The organism is Marinobacter guineae (genome assembly GCF_002744735.1).
Lineage (GTDB): Bacteria > Pseudomonadota > Gammaproteobacteria > Pseudomonadales > Oleiphilaceae > Marinobacter > Marinobacter guineae.
Genome location: NZ_KZ319339.1, coordinates 1,656,852 through 1,671,884, shown reverse-complemented (window position 1 = coordinate 1,671,884; position 15,033 = coordinate 1,656,852). Strand labels below are relative to the sequence as shown.

Here is a 15,033-nt window from a genome sequence, read left to right as displayed (position 1 = left end):
CCCCAACGCGTTGCGTAATAGCTTATGTAACGGCAGATATGGTTATTTCAAGGAGTTGGCTTTTATCGGATCACGCTTGATTTTCCGGCACCCGGCCCCATGTCCTCTGACAGTTCCTAACGATTCATTCGACTTTTTCAGGTGCCCTGCATGAGCAACTCTCCCTACATCTTTGAAGCCACCATGGAAAACTTTCAGCAGAAGGTCATGGAAGCCTCGGCCACCACGCCCGTCCTGGTGGATGTCTGGGCCGAGTGGTGTGCCCCCTGCAAGCAACTGACGCCTGTGCTCGAGAAACTGGCCAATGATTACGAAGGTGGCTTCATGCTGGCCAAGGTCAACGCCGATGAGCAGGAGCAGCTTACCGCCAGCCTGGGTGTGCGCAGCTTGCCAACGATAATACTGGTGAAGGATGGCCAGGCCGTGGATGGTTTCAACGGCGCCTTACCCGAAAGCGAGATCCGAAAGGTACTGGACAAGCACGTTGAGGCCCCAAAGGAAGACCCTTACGACAAGGCCCATCGGATCTGGGAAGAGGGGGACGTGGAAGGTGCTCTGGCCATCCTCTCGGAAATGAACCAGAAAGACCCCGAAAACCTGAAGGTGCTGATTGATCTGGCCCAGCTAAAGGCGGAAATGGGCGATCTCGAGACTGCCGAGCAAGTACTCGAGAGCCTGCCACCGGAAGAGAAAATGCAGCATCAGGCCAAACAGCTGGCGGCCCGCGTGAAGTTCCTGAAGCAGTCAGCGGAGCTGCCGCCGATCAAGGATCTGGAGATGGCACTGGAGCAGGACCCGAAAGACCCGAACGCATTGCACCAGTTGGCGCTTCACCACGTATTACAGGAAAACAACGCCGAAGCCATGGATCTTCTGATTCGCCTGATGCAGGTGGACAGCAAATACAAGGACGAGGTGGCCAAGACCACGCTGATCGAGCTGTTCGACAAGCTGGGTAACAACAACCCGGATGTGCGGACCTATCGGCGTAAGCTCTATACCCTCATGCATTGATTGATCTGCCAGAGGCGGTCTGATCACCCGAACCCTGTGGGTGATCAGACCCTGCCACAACGCCATTCACAAGGCCCGGCCGGAAGGCTTTGTGCCGAAGTTTTAATTGCGAAAAACAAACAACATGATTGCAAGATACAATCTTAAATATTGAAAAATAAGTTAATTTTTCAATATTTAACATAATTAAATTTGGCGGTGGGATAGTCTGTACTGGCCACTCGATGGGGTGGTAAATAGTCAGGGTAGGTTTGACCCGGCAAACTCGATTATGTGGAGCAATGAATGAAAGACAAAAAAATCTCGATCCTGGCATTGGCCGTTGCTGGTAGCACTCTTCTAACCGGTTGCGGAGGTTCAGGATCGGAGTCGGGATCGATACCACCCTCGAATGGACCACAAACCATCACGGCAATCGACGGCTACCTGCAAAACGCTGAGGTTTACATCGACGCCAATGCAAATGGCAGGCTTGAGGTGTCCGAGCAAGGGCTTGGTCCGGTCGGATCAACGAATGCTTCGGGCAAGATCAGTGTGGCTGGCATTAACTTCAACGGCAATCTCGTGGTCCGTGCCGTAGCGGGCAAAACAATTGACTCTGACAGTGGCGTTGTCGATAAAACCTATGTGCTTGGTGCACCGAAGGGGTCAGCTTTTATCACGCCGTTCACTCACATCGCCCAAACCACCGGAGTGACGGTTGGCCAACTCGCCGAAGACCTGGGGCTGGATGAGTCCGTAATTGCTGGTGACTATATTGCCCAAAAGGCAAGCAGCGATGTAGATGCGGCCGCAAAAGCAAGCATCGCCCATGCTCTTGCCCGATTCGTTGTGAGCGAGACCAAAAAAGGCTCCACTGAGAGCCTGGTTAGCAGCAATCTGGTTGCTGCAAAAGCGACTGTAGAGGCAGAAGTTGAGGCGGGGGCTGACCCCGACCTGGTCGAACTCGAGTTGCAGGAAGATGGTTCGATCAGCGACGACGTGCCCCCAACAGCCCTCGAGTTTGAAAAAACCACGCTGCAAGACACAAATTGGTCAATGTTTCGTTTCGATGATGTGGGAGATAATGAGCACTACTTCATCCGCTTTGGCTCTGCGAATAACCCCGACGCGTTCTGTCTTGATAACGAGACATTCGGCTTCCAGGGCAAAACTGTAGGTATCGAGGCGCCCACTTCAGCCTGCAGCTCTGACACCACTTTTGATGTCAACTCTGATGGCAACCTTGTCTGGAATTTCACGGATGACAGCGGAAACCCAGCCACCCGCGAATTGACTATGCTGCACCGGTTTAGCGAAGGCGGGTATTCGATGTTTCTAATGGTCGCCGATAACGGTGAGTTGTTCTGGGTAGACAACAATCCGGAGCTGAAGGATGCGGGTGATTACAGAGTTGAAGAAGACGTCATCACCTATTCTTTCAGGGACGACAATCCGGATTTCGGAAGCATTGATTACTTCCTGATGCAATCGGAATTCACTGTGACCGGTGACCAGGCATATACCGTGAGTGGTGCTGAGGAGGAACTCAACACAGGGGATCTGGTGCTTTCTGCGCTGAACCATACCGATAGCGCAACCACCACCTTCAAGACGGTTCCGCTCTATGAAATGAACGGGCAGATGCAGACCTCTGACGATATCGTCATAACGGTCGAGAACCTATCCGTCGATTCAGAAGAGCACTGGTATTTCCCGTACCGTACGGCGGGAGACCTGACGCTGGTGTTGAACTACAAGCCCAGTGCTGACCGCGAATCCCTTTTCCTGCAATCCAGGAGTCGGGTCCTGATCGAGACAATTTTCGAAGAGGTTGAGGCCCGCAACTCAGGAACCCAGGGTACGAACTAAAACGAACTGTCCGTCACTGTTGAAAACGGGGGTGGGATGAAGAATTTCATCCCACCCCCGTTTTCGCCCAATAGAATGGGGTAACCAGTGCCTAATCAGCCGTTGCCCATTTTCATCTGCTCGAATTCATCCTCGAAAAAGAACTTATCTTCTCCGAAAGCCGGCTCCAGTTCATGCAGCCAGGTGGCAGTTTCGCTGTATTTGGCAAAGAACGGGCGCTGAACCCAGTCCGGGTTGCGGCCCTGCAGGAAGCGCAGGACGAAGACCTTTTCGCCGTGGATTTCGGTAATACCCTGGATTTCCACCTTGCCGGGGCCGGCGCTCATGGAGGGACCGCGGGCTGTGCGTGCCAGGCCGCTGACCTTCTTCATGGCTTCCCGATAGATCTGGAACGCCTCGGCAAGTGGTACCTCGAAGTAGTTCTTGGCGCCGGTGTCGCGCTCTACGAACATGTAGTAGGGGATAATGCCGAGCTGCACTTCCTTCTTCCACAGCCTGGCCCAGGCATCGGCATTGTCGTTCACGTGCTTGATCAATGGGCCCTGGGCGCGGATTTCGGCACCCGTGGCGCGGATACGCCGGATGGCCTCCTCGGCAATCTCGGTGGTGATTTCCTGCCAATGGTTGTAGTGGGCCATGATGGCCACATGCTTGCCAGCCTCCACCAGGCGGGCGAACAGGTCGATGAGTTCATCCGCATCCTTGTCGGTCACAAAACGGTACGGCCAGAAGGTAAGGGCCTTGGTGCCGATCCGGATGGTCTGGATGTGGTCAAACTCCGGCTGCAGCAGCGGTTCCAGATACTGCACCAGGTTCTTGGTTTTCATCACCATGGGGTCGCCGCCTGTCACCAGCAGGTCGGTTACCTCGGTGTGCTCCCGCAGATAGCCGTGCAGTTTCTCGGCTTCGGTGCTGGACATCTTCAGGTCCTTGTCACCGACAAACTGCGCCCAGCGGAAGCAGAAGGTGCAATAGGAGTGACAGGTCTGACCCTGAGCCGGGAAGAACAGAACCGTTTCCCGGTACTTGTGCTGAACGCCGTCCAACACCTCGCCGTCCAGTTCCGGCATGTTCATTTCCATCTGTCCAGCCGGATGCGGGTTCAGTTCATCCCGAATTTCCTTGGCAACGGCCTGGATCTCTTTCTTGTCGGCACCTTCCCGGTGCATTTTTGCCATACGCTCGTAATGCTCGTCTTTCAACATGCCTTTTTGAGGGAAGACAAGTTGATAGATCGGGTCGTTCGGTACCTTGTCCCAGTTGATCAGTTCGTTGATCACATATTCGTTGACCCGGAAAGGCAGCACGCTTGCTACCACCTTCATTTCAAACAGGGTCTCTTCAGGGAGATTCTGAATGACTTCGATCTTGTCGAGCTGGCGGTCTGTGTAGACCTTGAAACGCCGTTCCTCGAACTCCGCAGTGGGAATCCGGTTCGGAAAGGTGACGATGGAGTTCATAGATCGCCCTCTGATTAGTGCCATGTCATAAAAGTGGTCCGACCACTTTTTCGGGTGGTTAAAAAACGGTCAGGCAGTATACATAAACAGGAATTTATTTTCAGGTCTAATCAAAAAGTATCGAGAAATCAGGCGTCTATTTCAGAATAATTGACTGAAAATTCAGTAATAAACGTGAAAATCTACGAAATTGCGGGTAAATCAGTAAGTCTGATCTTTTAGCGTGGTAATGAAAATGTCGTTTGATAAGAATGCTACGACATTGGTCGCAGTCTGGTTGTCTGATGGTCCGAAAACGGTCATTCTTCCGTAAGTAACCGCAAGGATCCGGTCTGAAACGGATTTAAATGCGGCTTGAATTGAACTTGACAGTCAAAATGTAGTAAAAATACTACGTAATCGGGTGGGCAGATCCGTGCACTTTAATCAGAGTGCCGGTCAATCCGAGGCCAAAAGCCCGTGAATCGGGGCGATCAGGCAGGAAAAGTGTGAAAGCTGATCTATGCTTTATACAGGTTCTGTGTACTGCAAGCCGGTACACCTGTCAGGCTGACAATACCCATAACAACATACTGCATTTCATCGCAGCTTACCGACACCGCAACGCGCCAGGCTGCTGATCGTGGCCGCGCTGCACTTTTTGATGCCAAGGGGAGGGTTTGATGTACCAGGACGATGATCCCATTGAAACCAGTGAATGGCTGGACGCGCTGGAATCTCTGATCGAGAACGAAGGCGTAGACCGGGCCAAATACATACTTGAAAGGCTCTCCGAGCGAGCCAGCCGCGATGGCACCCAGCTGCCTTACTCCATAACCACGCCGTTTCGAAACAGTATTCCTGTTTCCCAGCAGGCACCCATGCCTGGCGATTTGTTTATGGAGCGCCGAATCCGTTCCCTGATCCGTTGGAATGCCATGGCCATGGTCATGCGCGCCAACCAACGGCCCGGAGATCTGGGTGGACACGTTTCTTCGTTCTCATCCGCAGCCACGCTGTATGACGTGGGCTTCAATTACTTTTTCCATGGCGGCGATGAAAAACGCGAATCGGATCTGATTTATTTCCAGGGCCATTCTTCGCCGGGCATCTATGCCCGCTCCTTCCTTGAAGGCCGTTTCGAAGAGAAGGATCTGGACAAATACCGGGAGGAAGTGGATGGCACGGGCCTGTCCTCTTATCCGCACCCCTGGCTGATGCCGGATTACTGGCAGTTCCCGACGGTTTCCATGGGTCTTGGCCCTATCCAGGCCATCTACCAGGCTCACGTCATGAAGTACCTGGACAGCCGTGAACTCATCGAGATGGGCGACCGAAAAGTCTGGTGTTTTGTCGGTGACGGTGAAACTGATGAGCCGGAAACCCTGGGTTCCATTTCAATGGCCGGTCGGGAAAACCTCAGCAACCTCATCTTCGTGGTGAACTGCAACCTCCAGCGCCTGGACGGACCTGTTCGTGGCAACGGTAAAATCATCCAGGAACTTGAAGGCGTCTTCCGGGGTGCCGGCTGGAACGTGCTGAAAGTGGTTTGGGGTCGTCACTGGGATCCCCTGTTCGAGAATGACAAGGACGGCAAAATGCAGCATGTCATGGACGAAGTCTGTGATGGCGAGTTGCAGAACTACAAGAGCAACGGTCCTGCCTATACCCGCAAGCATTTCTTCGGCAAATACCCCGAAACAGCGAAGCTGGTTGAGGGCCTCTCTGATGAGGAGATTAACAAGCTCAACCGCGGAGGCCATGACCCCTACAAGATTTACGCGGCCTATCATCACGCCATCCACAACAACGGCGGGCGCCCGACCGTTATTCTGGCTCATACCATCAAGGGCTACGGGTTTGGTGAGGCTGGTGAGGCGCAGAACACAGCGCACTCTCTGAAGAAACTGGACATCGAGCAGCTGAAGTCGTTCCGGGACCGGTTTGCGGTGCCGCTGAAGGACGAAGAACTCAAAGACGTTCCCTATTACCGGCCGGCGCCGGATAGCCCGGAAATCGTCTACATGAAAAAACGCCGTCAGGAGTTGGGTGGTTTCTATCCAAAACGGCGCAAGGACTGTCAGCCATTGAAGGTTCCCGAGCTGGACATTTTCAAGGCGGTGTTGGAAGGTTCCGGTGAGCGGAAAATTTCAACCACCATGGCCTTTGTCCGGATACTGACGGCTCTGACCAAAGACAAACGTATTGGAAAGCGCGTGGTACCGATCGTGCCGGACGAAGCCCGTACCTTTGGTATGGAGGGCATGTTCCGTCAGCTGGGTATTTACACGGCCGAGGGGCAGAAGTACGTTCCGGAAGACCGGGACCAGATCATGTACTACCGGGAAGACAAAAAGGGCCAGATTCTTGAGGAAGGTATCAACGAAGCTGGCTCCATGGCGGCCTGGATGGCGGCTGCAACCTCCTACAGCACCAATAACTTCCCGCTGATTCCATTCTATATCTTCTATTCCATGTTCGGCTTCCAGCGGGTGGGCGATCTGGCATGGGCATCCGGTGACATTCAGGCCCGTGGTTTCCTGATCGGTGGCACTGCCGGGCGGACCACTCTTAACGGTGAAGGCCTGCAGCACCAGGACGGGCACAGCCATGTTCTCGCCAACACCATTCCGAACTGCAAGGCCTATGATCCGGCCTACGGCTATGAAATGGCCGTGGTGCTTCGTCACGGTATGAAAGAGATGTTCGAGGACAACAAGAATGTCTTCTACTACCTGACAATCGAGAATGAAAACTACGAGCAGCCGGCGATGCCCAAGGACTCTGAAGACGGCATCATCAAGGGTATGTATCGGTTCGAGTCTGTTGAAACCAAGGGTAATAAGAAAACACCCCGGGTCCAGCTGCTTGGTGCCGGCGCTATCCTGAACGAGGTGCGTGCGGCAGCCCAGATGCTGAAAGACGACTGGGGCGTGGCCTCTGATGTCTGGAGCGTAACCAGCTTCAACGAGCTCGCCCGTGAAGGCCAGCACGTGGAGCGCTGGAACCGTCTGCACCCGGATGACAAGCCCAAGAAGGCCTACGTTACCCAGTGCCTGGAGAAGCATGACGGGCCGGTAGTGTCTTCAACCGATTACATCAAGCTGCACTCCGAGCAGCTCCGGGCGTTCATCCCCAAAACCTACCTGACTCTCGGTACTGATGGCTTCGGCCGCAGTGATACCCGGGAAAAGCTGCGCAGCTTCTTTGAAGTGGATCGTTACTATGTGACGGTAAGCGCGCTGTCTGCCCTGGCCCAGGACGGTGAGGTGAAGAACGATGTGGTTCTCGAAGCCATGCGCAAATACGGAATCGATCGCAACAAAACGAACCCGGTGCTGAGCTAAGGAGACCGCCATGAGTGAACAGGAAATCAAGGTTCCGGACCTCGGCGGCGCGGATGAGGTCGAGATTATCGAAATCACCGTCAGCGAAGGGGATTCGGTTGAGGAAGAAGATCCGATTCTGACCGTTGAGTCAGACAAAGCCTCTGTTGAGTTGCCGTCACCCGGTGCCGGCAAGATCACTAAAATCACCGTAAAGGTGGGTGACAAGGTTAAGGAAGGCGATGTCGTCGGGATGATGGAGCCCAGCGGTGGCTCCGACGATTCCGGCAGTGAAGAGCCTGAGGAAACGTCTGACGAGAAATCCAAAGAGACATCCGAAGAAAAGGACGAGGGCAAGCAGGAAGAAAAGTCAGAAGAGAGCAAGCCGGCCCCCAAGAAGGCTTCCGGTGGCTCCCGTAAGGAAACCGTCACGGTTCCGGCGCTGGATGGCTTTGACAATGTACCGGTCATCGAGATCAACGTCTCCGAGGGTGACACCATCGAGGCCGACGATCCGCTGGTAACGGTGGAATCCGACAAGGCTACCATGGAAATTCCCTCGCCCTATGCGGGCAAGGTGGGCAAGATCCTGGTGTCCGAAGGCGACAAGCTTTCGGAAGGCCATAAGCTGCTGGAAATGACCGTTCAGGAAGACGGTGGTGAGGAGGAAGGGACCTCTGAGGATTCCGGCAAGGAAGAGAAAGAGAAGACTGAGCCGAAATCCGAAGATAAGCCGAAGCAGGCTGAGCCAGCGCCGGAGCCTCAGGGCGCAACCTATGAGCCGCCCACACCGGGTGCCAAGGTTCACGCTGGCCCTGCCGTGCGTAAACTGGCCCGGGAACTGGGTGCGGATCTGGCCCGGATCAAGGGCACAGGCCCGAAAAACCGGATTATCAAAGACGACGTCCAGGCTTACGTGAAGAGCCAGCTGAAGCAGGCCCAGCAAGGCGGTGGCGTTGCTACCGGCTCTGGTATCCCTGGCGTCAAGCTGCCGGACTTCAGCCAGTTTGGTGAGGTCAAGCGCGAGGCCATGTCGCGGATGATGTTCGCAACCGCGAACAACATGCAGCGCAGCTGGCTGAACGTGCCTCATGTGACCCAGTTCGAGGATGCGGATATCACCGATATGGAGGATTTCCGCAAGGCCCAGAAAGCAGCCGGCGAAAAGAAGGGCGTGAAGATGACGCCACTGCCGTTCCTGCTGAAGGCCTGTGCCACGGCGCTGGCGGAGCTGCCTCAGTTCAATGTGTCGTTGGATATGGAGCGCAAGGAGGTTGTCCGCAAGAAGTACATTCACATCGGGATTGCGGTGGATACGCCCAACGGGCTGATGGTGCCGGTGATCCGGGATGTGGACCAGAAGGGCTTGTGGGAGCTGGCGGCGGAAAGCGCCGAGCTGGCCCAGAAGGCCCGGGACAAGCAATTAAAGCCGGCAGAGATGCAGGGTGCCTGTTTTACCATCACCAGCTTGGGTGGTATCGGGGGCACGGCGTTTACGCCGATTGTGAATACGCCGGAGGTGGCGATTCTGGGGGTTTCCAAGGCGGCCATGAAGCCGGTTTGGGATGGCAAGGAGTTCCAGCCCCGGTTGATGCTGCCGTTGTCGCTGTCCTACGATCACCGGGCGGTGAACGGGGCAGATGCGGCGCGCTTCACAACGCTGCTGAGTCAGCTTCTTGGGGATATTCGGTCCCTGTTGCTTTGATATGAGGTGAGTTGTCCACCCGGCCTGCTAGTTGGGTGGTGCGACAAAGGCCGGCACGACTTTTCAGAACACGCTACAAGCACATCCCTGTGCGCTTGTTCCGGGCCATCCATGGCCCTCTACAGTTCTGAAAAGTCGCGCCGGCCTTTGTCGTTCTGGCTCCTCGGTACTCGCATCATTCTGGCTGCGTCAGGTCGGCCAATGGTCTTGCGCTTTTCGCTGTTCACTATCTCTCTGATGCAAAAACAATCAGAGAGGCCTGCCATGAATCCCGCTGACATTCTTTCCAAGCCGTTAGAGCTCCGGAACGGATCGGTAATCCCAAACCGTTTTGCCAAGTCCGCCATGAGCGAAACTCTGGGCACGATTGATAACCGGGTTACGAAAGATCTGGTCACGCTTTATCGTACCTGGGCCGAGGGTGGTGTCGGGTTGTCGATTACCGGGAACGTGATGGTGGACAAGTGCCATATTGGTGAGCCGCAGAATGTGGTGCTGGATGATGATCGGGATATCGAGCTTCTGAAAGCCTGGGCCGAGGCGGGTAAGGCGGGAGGTAGTCAGATCTGGATGCAGTTGAACCATCCCGGCAAGCAGAGCCCGAAGATGCTGAACAAGGATCCGGTGTCGCCGAGTGCGATTCCGTTCAGGAAGGAGCTGCGAGGAATGTTTGCCACGCCACGAGCGCTGACGGGGCAGGAGATCGAGGACATTGTGCAGCGGTTTGCCCGAAGTGCTGCGATTGCCGAGAAGGCCGGGTTTGATGGGGTGCAGATTCATGGTGCCCATGGTTATCTGGTGAGTCAGTTTCTGTCGCCGCATCACAATCAGCGAACTGATGAATGGGGTGGGTCGGCTGAGAAGCGTATGCGGTTTGTGTTGGAGGTTTACCGGGCGATCCGCGGTGCAACGAAGCCGGATTTTTGTGTGGGGATCAAGTTGAACTCTGCAGATTTCCAGCGGGGCGGTTTTACGGAAGAAGAGTCGCTGGCGGTTATTGATGTGCTGAGTGCCGAGGGAATTGATCTGGTGGAAATTTCTGGTGGCAACTACGAGAACCCGGCCATGGCGAAGGGGGCCGAGAAGGGTAAAGTGAAGAGTGAGATCAAGCAGAGCACTCTGGCGCGGGAGGCCTATTTTCTGGAGTTTGCGGAGAAGGTTCGTGAGCGCGTAGCCGTGCCTCTGATGGTCACAGGTGGTTTCCGTATAGGGGAGGGCATGGCAAGCGCGGTTGAGTCTGGTGCAACTGATCTGGTGGGGTTGGCGAGGCCGCTGGCGGTTGAGCCGGATCTGCCTAATCGGATTCTGGCGGGCGAATTCTTTGTCAGTGCCGTCAGGCCAATCAAGACCGGAGTTCGCATGATCGACAACATGGCGTTGATGGAAGTGAGCTGGTACACGCGCCAGTTGGCTCGAATGGGGAGGGGCAAGAAACCCCGCACGCATGATCGTGGAATGTTATCTCTGCTGGAGGTACTTGGTGTAATGGCGAGCCGTGGTGTGAGAACTCGTTTTCGCGCTGGGGAGTAGGGCGCTTTTTGCCTGGGTGAAACGAAAAAGCCCCGGCAGATGCCGGGGCCTTTCCGAGTTAACTTCTAAAAGGAAGGATTAGAAGTTGTACTGTGCTGCGAACATCAGACGGTTAGCGTCTACAGAATCACCTGCAACGGACTCCTGATCGAAGTAACCGTATTCAACGCCCATCATGACGTTTTTAACCGGTGTCCACATATAGTTGACGAAGACGTTCTGGTTGGTTTCCGGATCTGAGTTAGCAGCTGCACCAGCAGCCACTGCATCGTCCAGGTCCATAGAAGTCATGCCATAAGCCACGTTGATGCTGCGGCCGCCACCAAGTGCCATGCTGACACCGACGTTACCGCCGTAAGCCGAGATGGTTTCAATGCTGGTGCCATCCATGTACGCGCTTGGGCCGTAGTAGTTGCTGCCTGAACGCCACAAATAGCCGGTAGCGCCATCGGTGTAGTTAAGCGTACCCTGAACAGAAAACATATCGCTCAGTTTAAGCTTGGCTCCACCGGCTACCGCGTAGCCCATGGCGCTGTCATCGGTGGTGCCGTCATCGGATGTGACTTGGTTGACAACTGCTGATGCAGCAAAGGAGAGTGCGTCTGCAGACTGCTCAAAACGGGCCGTTAGCGCTGGCGCCGAAGTGCGAGGTGAACCGCCAAGAGTTGCTTGCGCGCTCGGATCCTCGATAGAGAAGGACATCGGGCCAGTGGTGTAACGAAGCTGCTCGGTACGATCCCAGCTGCCGAAGCTACCTGCGATGCCGTCGAAATCCAGAGTCGGGGTGTTGCTTACGAAGCTTATTGAGTTGGACCAAGTGCGACCAGCCAGAAAGCCCATGTACGTGCCATAAGCATGACGCATGCGAAGACTTCCGGCGCTGTTGCCGGAGCCGCGGAAGTCACCCTCGACGTTGATAGCCACGCCCGAGGCGTGCTTGACTTTTACGCCTATACGGCTTTGCTGGACGTCTGCGCCGAAGTGGCCTGTTATATCCTCATCGCCACCACTGAATTTACCTGCACGAGTAGAAGCTGCTCTGTCAGCGTCGAGGTCATAACTCATGTTCAGACGAGCGTAGCCATACAGGCTAGCTTCGGTGTCGTCGCCTACGCTCAGAGTAAGTGCGCTTGCTTGAGAGGCAACCCCCATTACTACTGTTGCTGCCGTCGCACGAATTGCCAATCTCAGTTTGTTGCTTTGCATCGTTGTTGTCTCCACACATTTTTGTTGTTGGACCCAAGGACAAGGTAGTTACGAATCTGTGACAATTCAAATAATTTCGTGCATAAGTTAGACGAATGTCTATGGCGGCTTTTCGTTCATATACAGACATCTGCGGTTGCCAACGGGGTGTAAACTTGTTCCATGACGTCCAAAAGTACAGTTCTAAACACAGCCACCTTCGCGTTTCTCGATATTGAAACTACCGGTGGCAATGCATCCTGGGACCGGGTTACCGAGATTGGTATCCGGTTCTGGCGGGCGGGTGAGGTTGTGGGTGAGTGGCAGACGCTGCTGAATCCGGAAACCCGTATTTCGCCGTTTATCGAGCACTTGACCGGTATTTCCAATGAGATGGTCTCTGCGGCACCGCGGTTTGAAGAAATTGCGGATGATCTGGAGGCGCAGCTCAAGGGCACGGTGTTTGTCGCCCACAATGCCCGTTTCGATTACGGCTTTATCAAGGCGGAGTTCCGTCGTCTGGGTCGGCTTTTCTCGGGGAAGGTGCTGTGTACGGTCAAGCTTTCCCGGCGTCTGTACCCGGAGTTTCGCCGGCACAATATGGATGCGCTGATTGCCCGCCACGGCCTCGCCCAGGTTCAGCGGCACCGGGCCATGGGGGATGTCTCCGCGATGCTGGCGTTTTTTGAGCACGCCCGGGCAGAGAGAGGGGATGAGCGGTTCGAGAGTGCGGTTCGGGAACTGCTGCAAAGCCCGAGTATTCCTTCCCATCTGCCGCCGGATACGCTGCAGGAACTGCCCCGGGGGCCGGGTGTCTATCGGTTCTACGGCGAGAACGATGTGCTTCTGTACGTGGGCAAAAGCACCAATATCGCCCAGCGGGTGGCCTCCCATTTTTCCGGGGACCACAACTCTGCCCGTGGCGTGCGAATCTCCGAGAGCCTTCGACGGGTCGACTGGACAGAGACCGCCGGCGAGCTGGGGGCGCTGCTGCTGGAGCTGAAGCAGATCAAAACCCTGAAGCCAATGTTCAACCGGCGCTCCCGTGCCGCCAAGAACCTGGTCAGCATCGATTTGTCCAAAAATGATGCCGGCTATTTGCAGGCGCGGCTGGTCCGTGAAATTGAGCCGCATCGGCTTGGCGATTACTTCGGGTTGTTCCGAAGCAAGCGCGATGCGGAAAGGGCGCTGAGTGGCATCACGGCGAAGAATGAATTGTGTAACAAGCTGCTGGGTCTTGAGCCGGAGCATGAGGGCGCGTGTTTTCAGTGCGCACTGGGGCGCTGCATGGGCGCCTGTGAGGGGTGGGAGAATGTTGAACGGTACAATCTGCGGGTGCAGATAGCGTTCCATGGCCTGCGCCTGAAAACCTGGCCCTGGAAGGGACCGGTGGGCATTGTCGAGCAGAATGCCCGGTCGGGCCGGACAGACATTCTGGTGGTCTACAATTGGATGCATGTGGCCACCCTTCACCATGAGGATGAACTGCACGACCTCTCTCTGCGGGGCCAGGCAGTCACCTTTGATCTGGACTCCTACAAGCTGCTGATCAGCGCATTGATGGACCGGGGCAAGGGCGGCAAAGGTAATAAGGACAGAGAGATGCGGCCGAGCTTCATCGAACTGCCGGCAATCGGGGAACCGGATGTTCTTATGCCCTGAGTGGCGTATTATGGTGTTAGAGTCCGCATACCTACGTACTTGCCCGGTTCGGTAACTCTACTATTTTTAAATGTTTAGCCGCTTTCCCGAGAGAGATCTATGAATAAAGAACCCGTCAGCCGCGAACTGTTCGATGAAGTCATGGTGCCCAACTACGCCCCCGGTTCGATAATCCCGGTGCGAGGCGAGGGCTCCCGGATCTGGGATCAGGAAGGCCGCGAGTTTATTGATCTCCAGGGTGGTATTGCGGTGACCTGTCTCGGGCACTGCCATCCGGGACTTGTAGGAGCGTTGCACGATCAGGCCGAGAAAATCTGGCATCTGTCCAACGTGATGACCAATGAGCCGGCGTTGCGTCTGGCGAAAACCCTGTGTGATCTTACCTTTGCCGAGCGGGTGTTCTTTGCCAACTCCGGTGCCGAGGCCAATGAAGCGGCGTTCAAGCTGGCACGGCGGTATGCATGGGAGCATTACGGCCCCGAAAAGAATGAAATCATTTCATTCAGGAATTCCTTCCACGGGCGCACCTTGTTTACCGTCAGTGTCGGTGGCCAGTCCAAATATCTGGAAGGTTTTGAGCCGGCTCCGGGTGGTATTCACCACGCTGATTTCAACGATCTGGAATCGGTGAAAAAGCTGATTTCAAAAGGCAAGACCTGCGCCGTGGTGGTAGAGCCTATTCAGGGTGAGGGCGGTGTTATGCCGGGCGATCAGGCGTTCCTTGAAGGTCTGCGCCAGCTGTGTGACGACAATGACGCCCTGCTGGTGTTCGACGAGGTGCAGTCCGGCGTTGGAAGAACCGGCCATCTCTACGCGTACCAGATGTACAATGTGGTGCCGGATATTCTCTCCAGTGCCAAGGGTCTGGGCGGTGGTTTCCCGATAGCGGCGATGCTGACAACCGCAAAGGTTGCAGCCAGTCTCGTAGTCGGAACCCACGGCAGCACCTATGGTGGTAACGCCCTGGCCTGCGCCGTTGGCCAGAAGGTGGTGGATACCGTCAGCCAGCCGGAGATTCTCAAGGGTGTGAAGTCGCGCTCCGACAAGCTCCGCAAGGGCATGATGGATATTGGTGAGCGCTATGGCGTGTTCAGCGAAGTTCGCGGAGCCGGCTTATTGCTTGGCTGTGTGCTCACCGAGCAATGGCAGGGCAAGGCCAAGGATTTCCTCAATGCCGGCCTCGATGAGGGCGTGATGGTTCTGATTGCTGGCGCTAATGTGATTCGTCTGGCGCCTTCCCTGATCATTCCCGAGCCGGATATCGATGAAGCCCTCGAGCGTTTCGAAGCGGCGGTTAAAAAGCTGACGGCCTAAGGAGTTC

The 15,033-nt window shown here is 55.4% G+C and carries 9 protein-coding genes; 7 read left to right on the top strand and 2 right to left on the bottom strand.

Annotated elements, in window-relative coordinates; all coding sequences use genetic code 11:
* Nucleotides 1-150 precede the first annotated feature (150 nt).
* The gene (gene trxA, locus CLH62_RS07810; RefSeq protein WP_099617523.1) at nucleotides 151-1,014 is read left to right on the top strand and encodes a thioredoxin; all 864 of its coding nucleotides are present in this window, start codon (nucleotides 151-153) and stop codon (nucleotides 1,012-1,014) included.
* 285 nt (nucleotides 1,015-1,299) lie between these two features.
* Nucleotides 1,300-2,865 carry a hypothetical protein gene (locus CLH62_RS07805; protein WP_099617522.1) on the top strand — a complete coding sequence of 522 codons (1,566 nt, stop codon included), beginning with the start codon at nucleotides 1,300-1,302 and terminating at the stop codon, nucleotides 2,863-2,865.
* 95 nt (nucleotides 2,866-2,960) lie between these two features.
* On the opposite strand, the gene CLH62_RS07800 is transcribed toward CLH62_RS07805, so the two are convergent.
* Nucleotides 2,961-4,325, bottom strand: a complete 1,365-nt coding sequence (locus CLH62_RS07800; RefSeq protein ID WP_099617521.1) for a KamA family radical SAM protein — start codon at nucleotides 4,323-4,325, stop codon at nucleotides 2,961-2,963.
* Nucleotides 4,326-4,987: 662 nt separating this feature from the next.
* Between CLH62_RS07800 and aceE the strand changes: the two genes are divergently transcribed.
* From aceE to CLH62_RS07785, 3 genes are all read left to right on the top strand, one after another.
* Nucleotides 4,988-7,651, top strand: a complete 2,664-nt coding sequence (gene aceE, locus CLH62_RS07795) for a pyruvate dehydrogenase (acetyl-transferring), homodimeric type (RefSeq protein ID WP_099617520.1) — start codon at nucleotides 4,988-4,990, stop codon at nucleotides 7,649-7,651.
* Nucleotides 7,652-7,661: 10 nt separating this feature from the next.
* A complete protein-coding gene (gene aceF, locus CLH62_RS07790) occupies nucleotides 7,662-9,335 on the top strand; it encodes a dihydrolipoyllysine-residue acetyltransferase (RefSeq protein ID WP_099617519.1) in 1,674 nt (557 codons plus the stop codon).
* A gap of 264 nt (nucleotides 9,336-9,599) precedes the next feature.
* Nucleotides 9,600-10,865 carry an NADH:flavin oxidoreductase/NADH oxidase family protein gene (locus tag CLH62_RS07785; protein ID WP_099617518.1) on the top strand — a complete coding sequence of 422 codons (1,266 nt, stop codon included), beginning with the start codon at nucleotides 9,600-9,602 and terminating at the stop codon, nucleotides 10,863-10,865.
* 78 nt (nucleotides 10,866-10,943) lie between these two features.
* Here the strand turns inward: CLH62_RS07785 and CLH62_RS07780 are convergent, their stop codons facing one another.
* Nucleotides 10,944-12,071 (bottom strand): DcaP family trimeric outer membrane transporter, encoded by a 1,128-nt coding sequence (locus CLH62_RS07780; RefSeq protein WP_099617517.1) that lies wholly within the window; start codon nucleotides 12,069-12,071, stop codon nucleotides 10,944-10,946.
* 162 nt (nucleotides 12,072-12,233) lie between these two features.
* On the opposite strand from CLH62_RS07780, the gene CLH62_RS07775 reads away from it, so the two are divergent.
* Complete coding sequence (locus CLH62_RS07775) at nucleotides 12,234-13,712, top strand: exonuclease domain-containing protein (protein ID WP_099617516.1); 1,479 nt, start codon at nucleotides 12,234-12,236, stop codon at nucleotides 13,710-13,712.
* A gap of 99 nt (nucleotides 13,713-13,811) precedes the next feature.
* Complete coding sequence (locus CLH62_RS07770; RefSeq protein WP_099617515.1) at nucleotides 13,812-15,026, top strand: aspartate aminotransferase family protein; 1,215 nt, start codon at nucleotides 13,812-13,814, stop codon at nucleotides 15,024-15,026.
* Nucleotides 15,027-15,033: the final 7 nt, after the last annotated feature.

Excerpts from the sequence above, each read along its gene's own strand:
- trxA (WP_099617523.1), top strand. The coding sequence starts at position 151 with ATGAGCAACTCTCCCTACATCTTTGAAGCCACCATGGAAAACTTTCAG.
- CLH62_RS07805 (WP_099617522.1), top strand. The coding sequence starts at position 1,300 with ATGAAAGACAAAAAAATCTCGATCCTGGCATTGGCCGTTGCTGGTAGC.
- CLH62_RS07800 (WP_099617521.1), bottom strand. The coding sequence starts at position 4,325 with ATGAACTCCATCGTCACCTTTCCGAACCGGATTCCCACTGCGGAGTTC.
- aceE (WP_099617520.1), top strand. The coding sequence starts at position 4,988 with ATGTACCAGGACGATGATCCCATTGAAACCAGTGAATGGCTGGACGCG.
- aceF (WP_099617519.1), top strand. The coding sequence starts at position 7,662 with ATGAGTGAACAGGAAATCAAGGTTCCGGACCTCGGCGGCGCGGATGAG.
- CLH62_RS07785 (WP_099617518.1), top strand. The coding sequence starts at position 9,600 with ATGAATCCCGCTGACATTCTTTCCAAGCCGTTAGAGCTCCGGAACGGA.
- CLH62_RS07780 (WP_099617517.1), bottom strand. The coding sequence starts at position 12,071 with ATGCAAAGCAACAAACTGAGATTGGCAATTCGTGCGACGGCAGCAACA.
- CLH62_RS07775 (WP_099617516.1), top strand. The coding sequence starts at position 12,234 with ATGACGTCCAAAAGTACAGTTCTAAACACAGCCACCTTCGCGTTTCTC.
- CLH62_RS07770 (WP_099617515.1), top strand. The coding sequence starts at position 13,812 with ATGAATAAAGAACCCGTCAGCCGCGAACTGTTCGATGAAGTCATGGTG.